The sequence below is a fragment of the Gilliamella sp. LMG 34359 genome (assembly GCF_984569085.1).
In genome coordinates this window covers 1,359,279-1,377,945 of sequence record NZ_OZ474906.1, presented here as the reverse complement: position 1 = coordinate 1,377,945, position 18,667 = coordinate 1,359,279, and the positions used below count along the sequence as shown (strand labels likewise).

The 18,667-nt window shown below is 36.3% G+C and carries 13 protein-coding genes and 1 pseudogene; 6 read left to right on the top strand and 8 right to left on the bottom strand.

Translation table 11 applies throughout. The annotated features are described in order from the left end of the window. Positions 1–3: 3 nt before the first annotated feature. Both rlmB and rnr read right to left on the bottom strand, forming a co-directional pair. Entirely contained in the window at positions 4–756 is a 753-nt protein-coding gene (gene rlmB / locus AC5LXV_RS06445) for a 23S rRNA (guanosine(2251)-2'-O)-methyltransferase RlmB (RefSeq protein WP_493467717.1), read from the bottom strand. Then, positions 757–3,174 (bottom strand): ribonuclease R, encoded by a 2,418-nt coding sequence (gene rnr, locus AC5LXV_RS06440; RefSeq protein ID WP_493467716.1) that lies wholly within the window; start codon positions 3,172–3,174, stop codon positions 757–759. It abuts the gene before it with no gap. A 204-nt stretch (positions 3,175–3,378) separates the two neighbouring features. Between rnr and AC5LXV_RS06435 the strand changes: the two genes are divergently transcribed. Next, a complete protein-coding gene (locus tag AC5LXV_RS06435) occupies positions 3,379–4,071 on the top strand; it encodes a hypothetical protein (protein WP_493467715.1) in 693 nt (230 codons plus the stop codon). 477 nt (positions 4,072–4,548) lie between these two features. On the opposite strand, the gene AC5LXV_RS06430 is transcribed toward AC5LXV_RS06435, so the two are convergent. The 4 genes from AC5LXV_RS06430 to sohB form a co-directional block, all read right to left on the bottom strand. Beyond that, the gene (locus AC5LXV_RS06430) at positions 4,549–5,916 is read right to left on the bottom strand and encodes a hypothetical protein (protein WP_493467714.1); all 1,368 of its coding nucleotides are present in this window, start codon (positions 5,914–5,916) and stop codon (positions 4,549–4,551) included. A gap of 683 nt (positions 5,917–6,599) precedes the next feature. Next, the gene (locus tag AC5LXV_RS06425; protein WP_493467713.1) at positions 6,600–7,952 is read right to left on the bottom strand and encodes a hypothetical protein; all 1,353 of its coding nucleotides are present in this window, start codon (positions 7,950–7,952) and stop codon (positions 6,600–6,602) included. Positions 7,953–9,124: 1,172 nt separating this feature from the next. Then, positions 9,125–10,504 (bottom strand): hypothetical protein, encoded by a 1,380-nt coding sequence (locus tag AC5LXV_RS06420; protein ID WP_493467712.1) that lies wholly within the window; start codon positions 10,502–10,504, stop codon positions 9,125–9,127. Positions 10,505–11,050: 546 nt separating this feature from the next. After that, the gene (gene sohB / locus AC5LXV_RS06415; protein ID WP_493446124.1) at positions 11,051–12,103 is read right to left on the bottom strand and encodes a protease SohB; all 1,053 of its coding nucleotides are present in this window, start codon (positions 12,101–12,103) and stop codon (positions 11,051–11,053) included. Between the two features lie 145 nt (positions 12,104–12,248). Between sohB and AC5LXV_RS06410 the strand changes: the two genes are divergently transcribed. Together AC5LXV_RS06410 and AC5LXV_RS06405 are read left to right on the top strand one after the other, a co-directional pair. Then, positions 12,249–13,955 (top strand): formate--tetrahydrofolate ligase, encoded by a 1,707-nt coding sequence (locus AC5LXV_RS06410; protein ID WP_493467711.1) that lies wholly within the window; start codon positions 12,249–12,251, stop codon positions 13,953–13,955. 13 nt (positions 13,956–13,968) lie between these two features. After that, positions 13,969–14,355, top strand: coding sequence for an RnfABCDGE type electron transport complex subunit B (locus AC5LXV_RS06405; protein ID WP_034885086.1), 387 nt, complete (start codon positions 13,969–13,971; stop codon positions 14,353–14,355). Between the two features lie 40 nt (positions 14,356–14,395). Here the strand turns inward: AC5LXV_RS06405 and AC5LXV_RS06400 are convergent. Beyond that, positions 14,396–14,488 (bottom strand): annotated as a pseudogene (locus AC5LXV_RS06400) (IS3 family transposase); the annotation flags it as partial. Between the two features lie 193 nt (positions 14,489–14,681). Here AC5LXV_RS06400 and AC5LXV_RS06395 point away from each other — a divergent pair. From AC5LXV_RS06395 to AC5LXV_RS06385, 3 genes are all read left to right on the top strand, one after another. Next, positions 14,682–15,116, top strand: a complete 435-nt coding sequence (locus AC5LXV_RS06395; protein ID WP_493467710.1) for an NTF2 fold immunity protein — start codon at positions 14,682–14,684, stop codon at positions 15,114–15,116. Positions 15,117–15,259: 143 nt separating this feature from the next. Next, the gene (locus AC5LXV_RS06390) at positions 15,260–16,051 is read left to right on the top strand and encodes a DUF4123 domain-containing protein (RefSeq protein WP_493466763.1); all 792 of its coding nucleotides are present in this window, start codon (positions 15,260–15,262) and stop codon (positions 16,049–16,051) included. Positions 16,052–16,073: 22 nt separating this feature from the next. Continuing rightward, a complete protein-coding gene (locus AC5LXV_RS06385) occupies positions 16,074–17,507 on the top strand; it encodes a hypothetical protein (protein ID WP_493467709.1) in 1,434 nt (477 codons plus the stop codon). A gap of 35 nt (positions 17,508–17,542) precedes the next feature. On the opposite strand, the gene AC5LXV_RS06380 is transcribed toward AC5LXV_RS06385, so the two are convergent. Then, positions 17,543–18,624 (bottom strand): IS3 family transposase gene (locus AC5LXV_RS06380; protein WP_493466188.1). Its coding sequence is split into 2 segments (ribosomal slippage): positions 17,543–18,381 and positions 18,381–18,624, totalling 1,083 coding nucleotides; the frame shifts between segments, so codons are not numbered across the junction. Between the last annotated feature and the right edge of the window lie 43 nt (positions 18,625–18,667).

Sequence of the window (18,667 nt, the reverse complement as noted above, 5' to 3'; positions counted from 1 at the left end):
TTACTATCTATTTTTTTGTCTAACTATTTCAAATAAACAAACGCCAGTGGCAACCGACACATTAAGCGAAGAAACAATCCCCGCCATTGGTATACTCACCAACTCATCACAATGCTCTTTGGTTAATCGACGCATACCCTCACCTTCTGCGCCCATTACTAATGCCAGTGGCAAGGCTTTTGAATTTTCATAAAAATCGGTTTGATAAAGTGTACTTGTCGCTTCGCCAGCGGTGCCCACAATCCAAACTTGATATTCATCTTGTAACATCCGCATAGTCCGAGCCAGATTTGTCACTCTAACAACGGGTACACTCTCAGCCGCACCACATGCGACTTTCTGGGCAGTTGAATTAAGTGGTGCTGAGCGATCTTTAGGTACAATAATAAAACTCACGCCTGCAGCGTCAGCTGTGCGAATACACGCACCTAAATTATGCGGATCGGTCACGCCATCTAAAATTAAAATAACCGGATTTGGCTGATGTTCCATCAATAATGGGATATCATTTTCCTGATAACCACGGTTTGGTTTAACCATTGCCAAAATACCTTGATGCACGCCATTTCTGGTTTTTTCATCTAAGTACTGTCTATTGGTCACTTTCACCGCTAAACCCAACTGTTCTAACTCATGAACAAGGGCATTTAGGCGCTTATCTTCTCGGCCTTTAGCGATAAAAACTTCAATAATTCTTTCAGGCGCACGCGTTAACAAAGCTTCAATCGCATGGATACCGTAAACTGTTTCACTCATCTATTTTTTACTCTTTTTTCTCTTATTGCTGGCGGTCGACGCAGATTTAGATGTTTTTTTAGCCGTAGCTTTAGCATCTTTAGGCTTACTGCGTTTTTTTGTTTTTGCCTTTACCGCCTCGCTCGCTTTTTTCTTTTGGCTTTCAGCTCGACTCTTACTTTTGCGTTTTACTGGTAAATCAGCTTCAATATCGGCTTTTTTCGCCTTATCTTTTGCTGTTTTACCTTGACGTTGTGACTTATTATCACTGTCTACCAATGAAAAATCAATTTTACGTTCTTCAGGATTAACATTTTCGACCTTTACTTGAACTTTATCACCCAAACGATATGTAAAGCGAGTATTTTCACCAATTAAACGATTACGCGACGCGTCATAAATATAATAATCATTTTCTAGCGACGAAACATGTACCAGACCATCAATAAACAGATCATCTAATCGAACAAAAAAGCCGAAGTTAACCACACTCGAAATAGTTCCATTAAACACCTCGCCAACATGATCTTGCATATAATCACATTTTAACCAGTCAACCACATCACGAACGGCTTCATCCGCACGGCGCTCAGTCATCGAACAGTGCTCACCAAAATAGAGCATCTCACTAGTGGAATAACGGTGCCCACCGGTTTTACTGGTTTTGTGCTGCTGATCAGCTAACACCCATTTGATCGCGCGATGTAATAACAAATCCGGATAACGACGAATTGGCGAGGTAAAATGTGCATACTCCTCAAGTGCTAGCCCAAAGTGTCCGCGATTTTCAGGATCGTAAATCGCTTGCTTCATCGATCGTAAAATCACCGTCTGCAACATCTCATGGTCAGGCCTTGCTTCAACTTCAACCATTAACATAGCAATATCTTTTGGTTTGGGATTATTACCGCCACCGAGAGATAAACCGAGTTCACTTAAAATACTGCGTAAATTGTTCATGCGATCTTCATCCGGTCTGTCATGTACACGAAATAGCGAAGGAATCTCAGCATTAATTACCAATTTTGCTGCTGCAACATTGGCTAAAATCATACACTCTTCAATAATCTTATGTGCATCGTTTCGCTGCACTAACTCAATGCTCTCAATACGTTTATCCGCATTAAAGATGAATTTTGGCTCTTCCGATTCAAAACCAATGGCACCACGAGCAATTCGGGCATTATCTAACACTTTGTAAAGCCCATAAAGATTTTCAAGATGAGGAACCAACTCATGATAATGTTCACGCAACTCTTTATCGCCCTCTAAAATTTTGGCTACTTTGGTATAAGTTAATCGGGCATGTGAATTCATCACCGCTTCATAGAATTGATAACCAGTTAGACGTCCTTTATTCGACACGGTCATTTCACACACCAAACACAAGCGATCCACTTGCGGATTGAGTGAACAAAGACCATTGGATAACACTTCCGGCAGCATCGGGATCACCCGCGATGGGAAATAGACCGAAGTCCCTCGCAAACAAGCCTCTTTATCTAACCCTTTAGTCGGTCGCACATAATAACTCACATCAGCTATCGCCACCCATAAACGGTAACCACCACCGCGATTCTTTTGGCAATAGACCGCATCATCAAAGTCACGCGCATCTTCACCATCAATGGTTACTAACGGCAACTCGCGTAGATCTTTACGGCCTTTTTTGGCGCTTTCTGGCACTTGTTCACTAAATTTGCTGGCCTCCTTTTCAACCAATTTAGGAAATTCATAAGGGATTTCATGATTACGTAATGAAATATCGATAGCTAAATTGGTTCCCATAATTTCGCCAAGTACTTCCTTAATCACGCCGACCGCTTTTTGACGTCGTTCAGGTCGTTGCTGTAATTCAACCACTACCACCGAGCCCATTCTGACAGTACGATTTGGTTTACCTGCGATCAAAATATCAAAATTCAAGCGACTGTCATCTGGCACCACAAAGCCAACGCCTTGCTCAATAAAATAACGACCAACAATTTGATTAGTGCGGGGTTCTAAAATCCGCACCACGCGCGCTTCGGTCTTACCTCGGTATTGACTGTTGATTGGCTGAGCCAATATAACATCACCTTGTAAAACCTTTTTCATCTGCTCATGTGACAAGAAATAGTCTTCCGGCTTACCTTCAACTCGCAGAAAACCATAGCCATCACGATGTGCAATCACACTACCCTTAACCATATCGAATTTTTCTGGCAAGGCATAGCATTTACGCCGGGTATACACGACCTGACCATCACGTTCCATTGCCCGCAATCTGCGATGTAAAGCCTCTTTTTGCTCATCAGATTTGATTGATACGGCATTAGCTATTTTCTCTAAGCTGGCTGGTTTTGCTTCTTGGGTAAGATAATCCAAAATCAGTTCACGGCTGGCGATCGGCGAGTCATATTTTTGTGCCTCACGATCGTAAAATGGATCTTTTATCATATGGAGCGTCCTGTGATCGAATGTTGAGTTTAGGATAACATAGAGTTGTTTAACTTAAAATCTACATCCCTCCAATTATTAACAATATACATATTATTTTAATTACACTACAATCTTAAATTTATGATTTTCGGAAATTAACTAATTAACATTTTGGTTAAATAATTAGTAATTGTAAATTCAACTAATCAATTGGTTCATTACATGAAGTATATTCTTATTTTTATTACTTTCATTTGGTTAAATAGCTATTTATCAACAGCTATCGCTGCTAATAATCCAAAATCGGTTAATCTCGAACAAAAAAATCAATCATCAGATCCGTATAGCAATAAAAGCAAAATATCTAATACCACAATTAAGAAGATTAAACCCTTAATTAAAGATTGGCTCGATTATTATCACTTAGATATAGCAAATTTTTATACTGGAAATAAAACTTCTTGGCCATTTGATAAAAATTATCAGGGCATTTATACCAAAAGTTTTGAAACTGCTAGTGATGATGTTTACATACCACAAATATATGACTATTCACCTAGTAAACAAAAATATATCAGCTTTTTAGATATTTATCCTGAAACACAATCTGATAAATATATTTTTTATGGCAACTCGGATTGCCAAGAAATTTATTTAATCGATCGTAAAAATAAAACTAAAAGAATCGTGCTTTGGTTAGGTCTGACACAATTTTTAGAAGCCATTTTTTGGCTAGATGAAGATCATTTTATTGCTGTTGGCTATCAAGAAGGTGAGTCTAACGACAGGTACTTTATGTATATATTTAGTCCTGATGATAAAATGGCTGACTATTATTTTGACGCAAAATCAGAAAAACTTAAACCAGATTATTTTTATCAAAACTTAAACAGAAGAGGCGTAATAATTGATTAATAATATTTATAATTTTTTTACGCTATTTCATAAAAACAGATAACTTTAGCAAAATTTCAGACAAACTAAATCAAATTTATTACAAGGAATGCAATTTATTATATCCATATAGCTACCCGACTCATCAGGTAATTTGATGTAAGTAGCATTTAATAAACCATTACAGAGTAGTATTGTTGTATTAAAAAATGTCGATATACCTAATTGACTTAATTAACTCTTTGAATTTTTTATTAAATAAAATCTCATGGCGGTATGGATTTATTAATTGTATTTATAAAAAATATTGAAAATACTTATTTCAAAGGATGTTTAAGAATGTCTATATCAACGATACTTGATAAAGACTTATTCTATAGTTAGAGCAACAATGGCGATTGATATCATTGTTAAATTCTTTAAATCTGATGATATTCACTTCGCTGTTAGCACTTAATTTTCCTAGATTGAGGTTTAAATATTAAAAAATATTACTAACTAAGGAGTTACACAAACAGCTGAAGTTCTTGTTGTACTTTTAGGATACCAACCAATGAAGCCAGATTTTTGATCTACATCAAACTGATAGCTATCGTTGTCAGGGTGAACTTCTTTTACCCAATAATAATAAACGTATTTAAATTCAGCATCATTGTAATTGCTCATAGAACCCCATTCAGTGAATAATCCTGCGCCAATCTGACGTTGATAATTGATACCCGTTGACCAAGGTGTAGCACCCGCGATTTCGTCACGTTTTGCGTTAGTTAAATCTTTTACTCCAGGCATACGGTAACCAATATTTTCACACCACAATTCGTGATCTCCAGGAGTAGCCACACCATTACCACGGCTAACAAACCATTGCTTTAACTTAAATCCATACTTGACGATATCTTTACCGCTATTATCTCTACCAACCAACTCGAACGTCTGAGGTAATATAGGTCTAGATATTGTTTTGATATTGCTTGGATTTCTAGAATGCCATTGTTGAGGTTCTGCGAAAGGACCGGTTAATGTAACTTTAACCTTTGTTCCTGTAGAATCCGGCATCATAGTAGCGGTAATACCACTACGAGTAACAGGAGCCCAATTCAACGGACCACTACCGACTATAATTAAATCAAAATATAAATTATTAGCTCCTGTTGTAGGAAAATTCAAACCATAAGATGACAGATTAGTTGACTGAGTAATAAAACCTTTCTTATCAGCCCATATCGTAGAAGGCCCACGGAAGTCGGGTGTAACATAATTACCGGCGACAATTATTGTTTCATCATTTGAACTATGCTCTATGCTAGGTTTGGCAAAGCAGACCTTTGGAATGAGTTTAGGATTTACATGGTAAGTTACATTACTCGCATTGAAATAACTACTTTTGGGAACACCATAACCAGTACTTAATGTGCCATCCGAACTGGTTAATGTGATTTTATAAGGTGCCTTACAAATATCAAGAACTGCAGTTCGAGATACGGGTTGGTTATCTTTATCGGTTATCTTTAGATTTAAATTACCTGTAACTATAATACCATCACTACCCTGACCATCGCCATCATCATCTCCCCAAAAATTATTAGGCGAACCGATAAGCAAATTTAATGCGATTGAATTATCATCGATTGGCACTAACATACCAATATCAGCAAAACTTTCACCACTATTTGGCAACTCAATGGGGTTGGTTAATGAATTATGTGTTGCCGGGGTAAATTTAGTTCCATCAGACAAGGTTATCCAAAGCAAACTATCAGTATCCGTCACTCGTGTATGACCACCATCAAAGGTTAAATAGGGGGCATTACCATGAATGATATTTGATGTTTTAGCGGTTAACGCTTGACTAGAACAACAAGCCAATAACAGTGAAATAAGCCATATTACTAGAAAAATCTGCCGGAATAACCAAGATCTGTGAAATGATTTTAGCAAAGTGCTTAAAATTTGTTGAAAAAATAGACTAAGGTGAAATAGTAAATATCGATGGTAAAAATTTGACGATTTTAGATTATTGGTTGGGCAGGTTGCGTGTTGCGTGTTGCGTGTTGAAAATTATAATGCATTTCGACATTCCTGTCAATTAAATTTATGTTTTATTTGAATTTATTTTTTATTTCATTGCTTTCTAACTGATTTTCCTTCAGCAGGTAAAATTATAATAGCTCAAAAGATCGATGCAATATATTTTTGCGTTTAAATTGTTAACTTTTGTAAAAATGATCCTTAGTTGTACTTTATACTTTTGATATTAAAAGGGAAATCACCGATTATAGACCGCTAAATTACCAATTAAAATTTGATTTTCGGTTAGATACAGCCAATTTTGTTATTAAAATCACCCTGTTGAGTATCGTTAATTACCTTCATTTAACCCGGCATAAGTAGCTGCAGACCTCTCGGTTTTATTGCATAGTGCATAGAGCCAAACCGTTTAAACCATCCAACTCTACCGATTTGAATGCTCTTTTGTCTACAACTGTTTTCTTATTGCCCTACGTTATTTTTTCTCTCTCAACTATCATACAACAAATAGGATTGTATACTCATCGCCAAACACAGATTACACCGTAACCAGAATGAGGTAAATTGTCACTGACATATCCATTTTCCGAATTCACCCAGAATACTTTTCCTGATGCTTCAATTAACCAATAATCATAGGTTGAGAAATTAGCAGCAGTGTAATATTTCGTAAAGCCCCACTCCGAGAAAAAGCCAGCACCAATTATACGCTTGAAATAATTACCAGATGATAGCGGTTGTGCACCTTCAATATTTTTGCATTGAACAGTTCCGTATGGGCCTTTACAGGTTGAATTAGTAAGATCTTTTACCTGTGGCATAAGATAACCAATTTTTCCACACCAGTCTTTTGCTACACTAGGATCTTTAGTATATTCTTCACCACGATTAACAAACCATCTCTTTAAATTAAAGCCGTACTTGATTACTGCATTTCCATTACGATCTTTACCGATTAACTCAAACATCTGTGGTAATATCGGCTTAGCGATATTATCTGGTGATGCTGATTTATGTTGTTCTGGTGTAGCGGCTGGCCCCTTTAGTGTGATACGAACAAGTGAACCATTAGCATCAGGAGTTATCTCTGCTGTAATACCACCATGTTCGATCTTTTCCTCCCATATCAGAGGTCCTGCTCCACCTATATCTAAATCAAAGTATAAATTGTTAGCACCAGTAGTTGGAAAATTTTGTTCATAGCTTGACTGAGGAATAAAACCCTTTTTTGTATCCCATATATCAGGGGGACCGGCTGAATCAAAAATCCCTCCCCAATCTATCTCTTTACCACTTCCAAAATGGAGATTTAGCTTAATAAAACAAATTAATGGCTGTTGCCCTTTAGGATTAATATAATACGTCTGATTAGTAGCACTAATAACACTACTATTAGGAAAACCATACTGTGTGCTTAATTTTCCTTCTGTAGTACTTAGCGTAACTCTATAAGGTGCTTTACAAATATCGAGAACTTCATTACGAGATATCGGTTGATTATCTTTATCGGTAATAGTTAAATTTAAATTACCAGTAAGTGAAATACCATTATTCCCCAGACCATCGCCATCATTATCGCCCCAAAAATTATTAGTTGAGCCGATAAGCGAATTTAATGCTATTGAATTACTGTCGGTTGGCACTAACATACCGATATCAGCAAAACTTTGACCACTATTTGGCAGCTCAATGGGTTTGATTGAGGAATTATTATTTGCTGGAGTAAATTTAGTTCCATCAGACAAAGTTATCCAAAGAAAACCTTCCGAGCTAGTTTCTGAAGTAAGACCGCCATCAAAGGTTAAATAAGGGGCATTTCCATGAATGATATTCGATGTTTTAGCGGTTAACGCTTGACTAGAACAACAAGCCAATAACAGTGAAATAAGCCATATTACTAGAAAAATCTGCCGGAATAACCAAGATCTGTGAAATGATTTTAGCGAAGCGCTTAAAATTTGTTGAAAAAATAGACTAAAGTGAAATAGTGAATCTTCATAACCAAAAATAAAGGGTCTTAGATTATTGGTTGGGCAGGTTGCGTGTTGCGTGTTGCGTGTTGAAAATTATAATGCATTTCGACATTCCTGTCAATTAAATTTATGTTTTATATGAATTTATTTTTTATTTCGTTGCTTTCTAACTGATTTCCTTCAGCAGGTAAAATTATAATAGCTCAAAAGATCGACGCAATATATTTTAGCGTTTAAATTGTTAACTTTTGTAAAAGTGCTCTTTAGGTATATTTAACTTACTGATATTAAAAATAAAAGTGATCGATTATCCCCTTGCAAATTTCCTGCTAAAATTTGATTCTCGGTTGGATTTAGCCAATTTTGTTATTAAAATCAAACTATTAATTAACATTAATCGCTTATTAGCAAAAATACCACGCATATTCGGTCAAACTTTCGGCATAAATAATGAGTTATTGGTTTTGGGGGTTAATGTTGTTCCGTCTGATAAAGTTATCTAAAGTAAACTTTTAATATTATGCATATGTGTCATGAGCAAAGATTCCATATGATGCTCGACCATAAATTAAATTTGCTAAGAAAATTCTGTAAGGTGAAAACAGAAACTTTAATTACTGAAATTAAGGACGGGAATTTAGATCATCACTTGAACAGTTATTGAAAATTGATTGAATTACCATATTACAATTCGACATCCTTGTCGATTAACCACACGATTTATTGGGTTTTTGTTCTGATAGGTTTTTTATAACCTAATCGTCCTTTAGAACAATAAAAATTATAATAATTAGAAAAAACTAAGCAATGGTTTATAGCATTTAAATTGTTAATTTTTGTAAATTTATTTGTTTGGACGACTGTTTAAAAAACTTATTTGTTAATTTTTTAGCCATTAAAATAGTTTTTTCCAAAAAATTTCTTCAAAAAAAGAACTCTGCACTGCATTTCACCCCAAAATTTCATATAGAAAAATTAACAAAATTAAAGTATTGAATAGCTATTTTGCTCTAGCCAATTACTTGCATTTTTTATTTAACCTCATAACCAAGAAATGAAAATGAAAACTAAGCCTAAGGTAAGGAACAAAAAACATAAAAATCGCTAGATGCATCATACTTATAAAAGTCCCCACCATATGGATACACAATGAATTGATCACTACCAACTGAATCACTAGTCCAATAAAAATAGTCATTTCCAATACCTGCGTTAGGATAAAATACCATGTGACCCCATTCAGTAAAAAAACCAGCACCGATGCGACGCTGGTAATAATTACCAACTGATGATGGTGTAGCTCCAACCGCTCCTTCACAACGAGGCCCACTCCATGCCCCCGTACATGCAGCATTAGTTAAATCTTTTACCTCAGGCATGCGATATCCAATATCACGACACCACAATGCCTGATTTATAGCTGTATCTTTTTTGCTACCACGATTGACAAACCATTGTTTTAATGTAAATCCATATTTGACAACAGCGTTACCATTCCCATCTTTACCGACTAACTCAAAGAGTTGAGGTAATTCAGGTTTAACGATGTTATTGGATCCACTAACCCCCCATTGTGAAGGCGTTGCAACCGGACCAGTTAGGGTTACTCTCACACTAGTACCGGTAGAATTCGGTTCAAGCGTAGCGGTAATTCCCCCATGTTCAATCTGCTCTGGCCATATCAAAGATTGCGCACCACCTATATCTAAATCAAAATATAAATTATTGGCGCCTGTAGTTGGAAAATTTAGATGATAAGAGGATGGATTAGTAGACTGGGGAATAAACCCTTTATTAGAATTCCAAATTGAAACTGGACCACGAAAATCTATACCATTAATTTCAGTATTTGAACCGTATATTAGGTTAGGTTTAGCAAAGCAGACCTTTGGATGTTCATTAGGATTAACATAGTAAGTTGTACTACTAGCACTAAAACTACTACTATTAGGAATCCCATAACGGGTGCGTAATGTACCGTCTGTACTCATTAAAGTTACTTTATAAGGCGCATCACATATTGTTAAGACTTCATTACGTGCTACCTCATTGCCATTTTTATCAACAATAGATAGATTTAAACTACCGGTAGCCGTTATCCCATTAACACCCTGACCATCGCCATCATCATCACCCCAAAAATTATTAGGTGAACCGATAAGCGAATTTAATGCTATAGAATTACTGTCTGTTGGCACTAACATAGCGATATCAGCAAAACTTTGACCACTATATGGCAACTCAATGGGTTTGATTGACGAATTATTATTTGCTGGAGTAAATTTAATCCCATTGGATAAAGTTATCCAAAGAAAACCTTCCGAGCTAGTTACTGAAGTCAGACCACCATCAAAGGTTAAATAGGGAGCATTACCATGAATAATATTTGATGTCTTAGCGGTTAACGCTTGACTACGGCAGGTAGTCAATAACAGTGAAATAAGCCATACCACTAAAAAGATTTGCCGGAATAACCAAGAGCTATAGAATGATTTTAGCGAAGCGCTTAAAATTTGTTGAAAAAATAGACTAAGGTGAAATAGTAAATATCGATGGCAAAAATTAGACGGCTTTAGATTATTGGTTGGGCAGGTTGCGTGTTGCGTGTTGCGTGTTGAAAATTATAATGCATTTTGACATTCCCGTCAATTAAGTTTATGTTTTATTTGGATTTATTTTTTATTTTGTTGCTTTCTAACTGATTTTCCTTCAGCGGGTAAAATTATAATAGCTCAAAAGATCGACGCAATATATTTTAGCGTCTAAATTGTTAACTTTTGTAAAATTCCCATAAAATAACATTTAAAAGCAATCATCTAACAATGCTGACAAGCAAATTTTAAACATTAAAAATGTTTGTTAACAATTGATTTAGGTTGAAGGTAACAGATATTATCGTTTTAAAGTGCTTTTTTCATTTTTTACAATGTTACCGTAGGGATATTAATAATGTTCGCCTGCGAACAGTTTGATGTTATTTTGATTAAAAAAACGGACTGTTATAGTCCGTTTCCTTGTCTAAAGAATAATCTCTCCATGCCTTTTACGACGTTTTTTGACAGTTTTTCGGTTAGTTTTTGTTTACGTTGATAGCTAACCGCAATGATTTTATGGGTGTCTAAATACGATAAGATAAAGTCATCACTGGTACTAATTTCATCGACCAGTCCCTTTTCTTTGGCTTGAGTTGCAAACCAGTGTTCGCCAGTAGCCACCTGTTCTATATCGATATTTGGTCGATACTCTTTTACAAAGTCTTTAAATAATAGATGCGTCTCTTCGAGTTCTTGTTTGAATTTTTGACGACCTTCGTCGGTGTTTTCACCAAACATAGTTAGGGTTCGTTTATATTCTCCCGCTGTTTGTAATTCAATATCAACATCGTGTTTTTTTAGTAATCGGTTAAAGTTAGGGATTTGCGCAACTACACCAATTGAACCGACAATTGCAAACGGCGCTGCAACAATTTTGCTAGCGGTACAGGCCATCATATAGCCACCGCTGGCTGCAACTTTGTCAACCACTGCTGTAAATGGAATATTGCGTGTTCTAAAACGTAATAATTGTGAAGCTGCAAGTCCATAACCATGCACTACCCCTCCTGGGCTTTCAAGTTTTACTACCACTTGATCTTCTGGTTTGATGATGGCGAGTACGGCCGTGATCTCTTGACGTAGCTCTTCAACTTCGTGGGCATCCATACTACCGTTAAATGATAGAACAAATAATTTCGGTTTAGCATCTGATGATTTAGCATTTTCATCAGAGCTGTCTTTCTTTTTAGCAGCTTGTTTAGCTTGTTTTTTTTCGAGTTTTTTTTGTTTTTTAAGTTCTTTATTAAACTGTTTGGCTTCAACTTCATCCATGCTTGACATAAGCATGTCATCTTTGACTTGTTCATACTCTTGACTAATATCTTTTACTGATAAACGTCCAGCGATCGTTGATGATTTTCGCCGTTGACTTAAAATAAAAATTAATACCACTAAAATAGCAATAACAACAGTTGCTGTTTCAGCCAAGAAGAGAGAATACTGTGAAAACCAGTTCATTTAACTAATATCCTTAAGTTGAAAATTTTTGCTATTATAACAAGATAATTAACGATTGTGCCGAAAATCAATAAAGATTAAATTGTTGCTTTATTCGGCATTTTAAATTCTTTATACTGACAACCTAATTTTTTGCAATACGAGAATGAAAATGCCCTTACGCCCAATAACTGAAATCGCTGAAAAATGTAATATTCCTGAACAATACGTACTTCCTTACGGCAAACATGTCGCCAAAATCGACTTATCAATTCTTAACGACAAGCAAAATAGAGCGGATGGTAAATTAGTTTTAGTTACCGCTATTACGCCAACTCCGTTAGGTGAAGGTAAAACAGTTAATACCATTGGTCTGAGTGAAGGTCTTAACTATTTAGGTAAATCTGCTATCGCCTGTATTCGTCAACCTAGCTTAGGACCTGTTTTTGGGGTTAAAGGTGGTGCTGCCGGTGGCGGGCAAGCCGAAGTTTTGCCGATGGAAACATTAAATCTTCATCTTACTGGTGATATTCATGCGATTACCGCTGCCCACGATTTAGCGTCTGCGGCATTAGATTCTCGTCTTTATCATGAAGAGCGCCTTGGTGATGAATTTACAACTCAAACTGGTTTACCACGTTTAAACATCGATGTTAATCGTATTGTTTGGAAACGCGTTATCGATCACAATGATCGCGCTCTGCGTAATATTACTGTCGGTGTTGGCGGTGGCGTCAATGGTATAGAACGCCGTGACGGATTTGAGATCACCGCTGCCTCTGAACTGATGGCAATATTGGCATTGGCATCCGATTTACATGATATGCGAACACGTATTGGTCGTATTACTTTAGCCTATAATACCCAGGGTGAGCCCATTACCGCCGAGCAACTTGAAGTGGCAGGTGCCATGACGGTATTGCTTAAAAATGCCATCAATCCAAACTTGATGCAAACCGTTGAGAACACTCCTGTGTTGATTCATGCCGGACCATTTGCAAATATTGCCCATGGGAACTCATCGGTTATCGCTGACCGCATTGCTTTGCAATTAGCTGACTATGTGATAACCGAAGCCGGATTCGGATCTGACATGGGTATGGAAAAATTCTTTAACATTAAATATCGACAAGCTGGCGTTAAAGCATCCTGTGTGGTTTTAGTCGCAACTGTACGTAGCTTAAAATCCAATAGCGGTAAATATAATATCAAACCAGGGCAAACCATTCCTAAAGAGATCTCAGAGTCTAATGTGGAATTACTAGAAATTGGTGCAGCTAATTTAGCGTGGCATATCAATAATGCTAAAAGTTATGGTTTGCAAGTGATTGTTGCAATCAATCGATTCCCACATGATAGTGAAGAAGAATTAGCATTTTTACAAAAATACGCGATTGAACATGGTGCATTTGCCTGTGAAGTCAGTGAAGTATTTACTCAAGGCGGTAAAGGCGCAGAAAAACTGGCTAAACATGTGATTAAAGCGTGTGATATGCCAAGTGAAATCAAGTTACCTTATCCCGACAGTATGTCATTAATGGATAAGATTCAAACTATGGTAAAAAAATATGGTGCCAATAAAGCCAATTTATCGGAAACTGCGCTTAAAAACATCAAGGAAATTGAAGCGTTAAAGCTCGATCATCTACCACTTTGTATTGCGAAAACACCGATGTCGATTAGTGCCGATGCAAATTTAAAAAATGTACCGACAGACTTTGATGTCGACATCAGCCATTTAGCAATTTCGGCAGGTGCTGGTTTTATTCGTGTTTATGCCGGCAATGTAATGACTATGCCTGGGCTCGGTACCAATCCAGCTTATCGTCATATTGATATTGACAAAGATGGTAATATTGTTGGTTTAAGTTAATTCAAAATTGATTATGCAATATAAAGCCTTTATTGATGAAGAAAATTGTATTGGTTGTGGTAAATGTATTCGCGTTTGCCCTACTGATGCTATTGTTGGTAGCAAACAGGTGCTACATACGATATTACCGCAGTTCTGCACCTCTTGTAGTAATTGTATTAATACCTGTCCAACTGACTGTATTACCTTAACGACCCTTGGCGTTGCCCTAAGTGAGCAAGAAGAGTTATTGTTAACCGAGAAGAAACAACAACGCTTAAGCCGTAATCAGTTAGTTCCACCTACTATTTTATTTCCTAGGTCGATGTCGACAAGTAGTGCGACTACACAGAAAGATCGCAAACAATCGATTGCCGACGCCATCGCCCGAGTTAAAGCCAGAAAAAACCTCGCTAATTAGTGAAGTGACCCCATAAAGTTGGACACTTTTATTAAGCGGCTTATAAGGCCTGATTTCGATATTCAACCGGAGTCAGGCCTTTTAATTTGGCTTTAATCCGTTTGGTGTTGTAGTATTCTATATATTCTTCTATTTTTTCAATCGATCCAAACCACTATTTTCTTCATCTATTTCTTATTTATCCGAACCTAGAAATACATTGGATAATTTAGATATTTACATTTGTTTGCATAATCGGATTAATGTAATTATACTTAAACTATTGCTGCGATATTATCTGTAATGGTATTGACAAATTAGCTGGTTAGAAAACGGATGGATATATTATGGAACCTAATATACAAGAAGCAGTAGCCGTACTAAAAAAATTTATTATCGCAATGAATAAATGGGAAGTATATTATCATGCTATAACTATGGAATACGTTGACAAAGGTGAATATGAAAAGTTAGAACCTTTGGACGCCAAAAAGGGAGAGGAACTTGATGCAATATTTAATACTTATTGTACCTTAAGAGAGCGGAAATATGGTAGGCAAGCTGCGTTAAATACTAGATATCCAGCAGAATATTCTCCCGATGAAGAAATACTGGCAACTGAGGTGTTGAACAAAAATAAAATTGCCATTGAAACCCAAGATCATTCCATCTTGCAATATCGCTATCGTTATACGCTTCACTATAAAAATAAAGAGTGGCGTATCGATAAAAAAGAAGTCTATAGAGACGAAGACGATAAATGGGAAAGATGGATGTTGTAGGTGAGATGTTGTAGGAGATGTTAAATTAAGACATGACGGTTTTAATTTGCAGTAAGTTTTTAAGTCGCAGTTTTAAAATTTTCTGATAAAAAGTAACCGATAACCGCTAATACATAACAGAAGTTGATCGTAAGGGAGTAGAAATGAGCACAATTTCGCTTACTGAGTGGGTTGCGATAACAGCAAGATCTCAAATGCCACTTTATGCTGTTTTATCCAATGTTAGTGATGCCCAAGCTATTAAAAATTATTACCTTCATGATGGTTCGCAAACACCTTATGGACTCTATTCTCAAACACCTTATGAAAATTGGTTTTCGGTCATGCCAATGTTGGTAAGACTTGATGAAAATAGTCCTTTTCTAAAATGGATAGCCGAAACAGAACATAAAGACTGGGGCTGGCTTGCTCGTTCTCATTTACCATTTGAATCGATTTGTTGTCATTTACGCTCGTTGACTCAAGTGATTATGCCAGTCAATGAAGAAACGGTTTTTTTCCGTTATTGGGATGGAAGTTACCTCTCAATTATGCTTGATTACTTTGTCGATAGTTGGCAAGAGATCCTCCCGGCGTTTGCGTTTTATTGGATTAATAATCAACACTATGTAGTTGATATTCCAGTAGAACAACAAGCTCAACAAACCCCTTGGTGGCGGATACCGCAAGAGTTAATAAATACAATAATGAAAGATAATCCAACAACAATAATAACTAATTTATTGTTATGGTTAAAAGAAACCTATCCATCATATTATGAAACTTTGCCGGAAATTCTAATTAAGCAGCGAATATTAGCCTTATGGCAATCGCAATCAGCTAAATATAACGTTATTGATAATCTCATCATAAACAACTTAAAAACAAAATTAGTCGAAGAACTAGAGTTAGTTACCAATCCATTTGAAGAACTGGAGAGTGAATTTTTTAGTTAGTTTTGAATAAAAGGATATTAGCATGTTAACACCAATTGAATTTATTGAAGATGAACTAGAGTTATTTAAAAATAAGCAAATTATCACGACAGAATATAAGCAGTTTTTAGAAAAAGGTTATATTCAATTTGCGAATGGTGCGTTGGATTTTTGGGGGTTACCAACTCTGGAAATGGACAGGGTGACCATTATCAATGATGCAGAATCTAAAAAAGAAAGACTATCAAAAACTAAAAAAACTAATGATTTAGAGAATGACAACTTTTCTTTTGCAAAGTGTGAAAAAGATGGAACGATTAAAGTCGTACTTAAATACGAGTCAGTATTCGATTTACCCATTCCAGACGTTAACGTTGAAGTATTTACTAAAATCAATTATGAACGATATGGCGATGATTTAGTTATATACAAACTTGCGGATCAAGTAGCAAGTGGTACAACTAATGAGAAAGGAGAAGTTGTTTTTTCGGGATTAACTCCCGGAAAAAATTACTATATTCGGGCGACAGATGATAAATTAGTTCAGCATAATCAAGCATTGTACGAGGCTTATGACGATTTAGTACTAACTGTTTATGAACGATTAGCTGCACAGTGGCCAGAACGTAAACAAAAGTGGCTAGATGAACCGTTTAAAGAAGGATTATTAGAGACATTTACTGAGTCAATTTTTAAGGGGTTTATTAGTGTTTGGGATGACGTGATGCTAGCCTATAATCTTCTAACCAATCCTAAAAAATATATAGATAAATTTAACAGTGCAAAAGCAAAATTAGGAGAATTATTAAATGGCATAACTTTTGATTTATCTGAAATCGGGAAGATATTGGAAGAAGATAAACGTAAAGCAGATCAGTTATTAGCCTTAACTCGAGACGAAGCACTGATGTATATTGTTGGTCGCTATTTAGTTTCTGAACTCGTTTCCTATCCCTGGGGTGAGATTTTAAATTTGATTGTCAAAATTGGTGGTTCTTTTATAGGTGAATTATTAAGAGGGATATTATTCGGCGCTCTTTTATCTTTTGTCAATCCGGCCCTGGGTACTATCTTTTTGGCATCACGACTAATACGCACCACTCAAAATGCGATGAAGGTCATTAATGTAATTTGGGCACCCTTAAATGCTCTTATTTCCGGTGCTACCACGGTAATTTTTAATTGTTTTGGTAAAGTGATTGCCACTAATGCAAAACGTTTTCATTTAACCGATTTTCTCCGTGCCAATAGAAAAAATCATAATACTGGACAACAGACAACATCGTTAGGAGTAACTACAACTACAACTACAAATTCCCACTCTTCAACATCTACTACTCAAAATAATTCAAATTCCCAATCTACTAAAAAAACTTCAACTACCGCAGATCCCATCTCAATGGTTACCGGTGAAGAGTTACTGTTACTCGATGATGCCACCTTACTAGGACTATATCCTTTTATCTTCCAACTGTAAATACCCCAAACCTAGTACAAGATTCAAGTAGAAAATCATGCTGCTTGTTTTAGTGTTTTATACTCAATCGGTGTCATGTTATTTAATGCCTCATGCGGTCTTTCGGTATTATAAATCGTTAACCATTCTTCGGTTATTCTCCTTGCTTGTGCTAAGTTGTTAAAAAGATATAAATCGAGTACTTCAGTACGATAGGTACGATTAAATCGTTCAATATAGCCATTTTGATAAGGACTACCGGGCTGGATATAATCAATGGCTATATCATGGGATTTAGCCCAGTTTATAAAGGTTTTTCCTGTAAATTCTGGCCCATTATCGACTCGTATTTTTAATGGATACCCATGATATTCAGCCAATTTATCTAAGTAACGGGTAACTCTCCCTGCTGGTAAGCTTACAGCAATATCAATGCCTAGCGCCTCACGATTAAAGTCATCGATGACATTGAATGTCCTAAAGTGACGTTGATTACAACTACTGTCACTCATAAAATCCATTGACCAACATTCACCTTGTTTATTGGGTGCTGATAGCCTTTCTGGGGTTCGTGGGGGAATGCGTTTTTTACGCTTTACCCTGAGATTAAGCTTTAATTCACAATACACCCGATATACTCGTTTATGATTCCATTTATAGCCGAGCTTTCTGATACGATTAAAGCATTTAGGAAAGCCCCAGCGTAAATGCCGGTCTGTGATAGCATTCAACACCGAAACAATCACCGAATCATCCAGTAACTTAGGTTGATAATAGTAAGCACAACGGCTTAAGCCAACAATGGCACAACTCATAGCAATAGTAATAGAATGATTTTGTTGTAGTTGCTGTGCCCACGTTTTACGTGCTTTTGTGGGCTCTAAAGCTTTTTTATAATTTCTTCCTGAAGCTGGGATTTTAAGCTCAGTTCGGCAAACATCTGCTTAAGCTTACCGTTTTCAGCCTCAAGCTCCTTTAAGCGTTTGATATCCGAAGTTTCCATTCCGCCATATTTTTCCCGCCATTTATAGAAAGTTGAATTACCCATGCCATATTTACGACAGAGCTCTTTGACAGGAATACCCGCTTCAGCTTCTTTTAAAATAGCTACTATTTGATGTTCAGTCATTTTTTTCATAATTAAATCCCCTTTACTTTTATCATAGAGAATTTTCTACTTT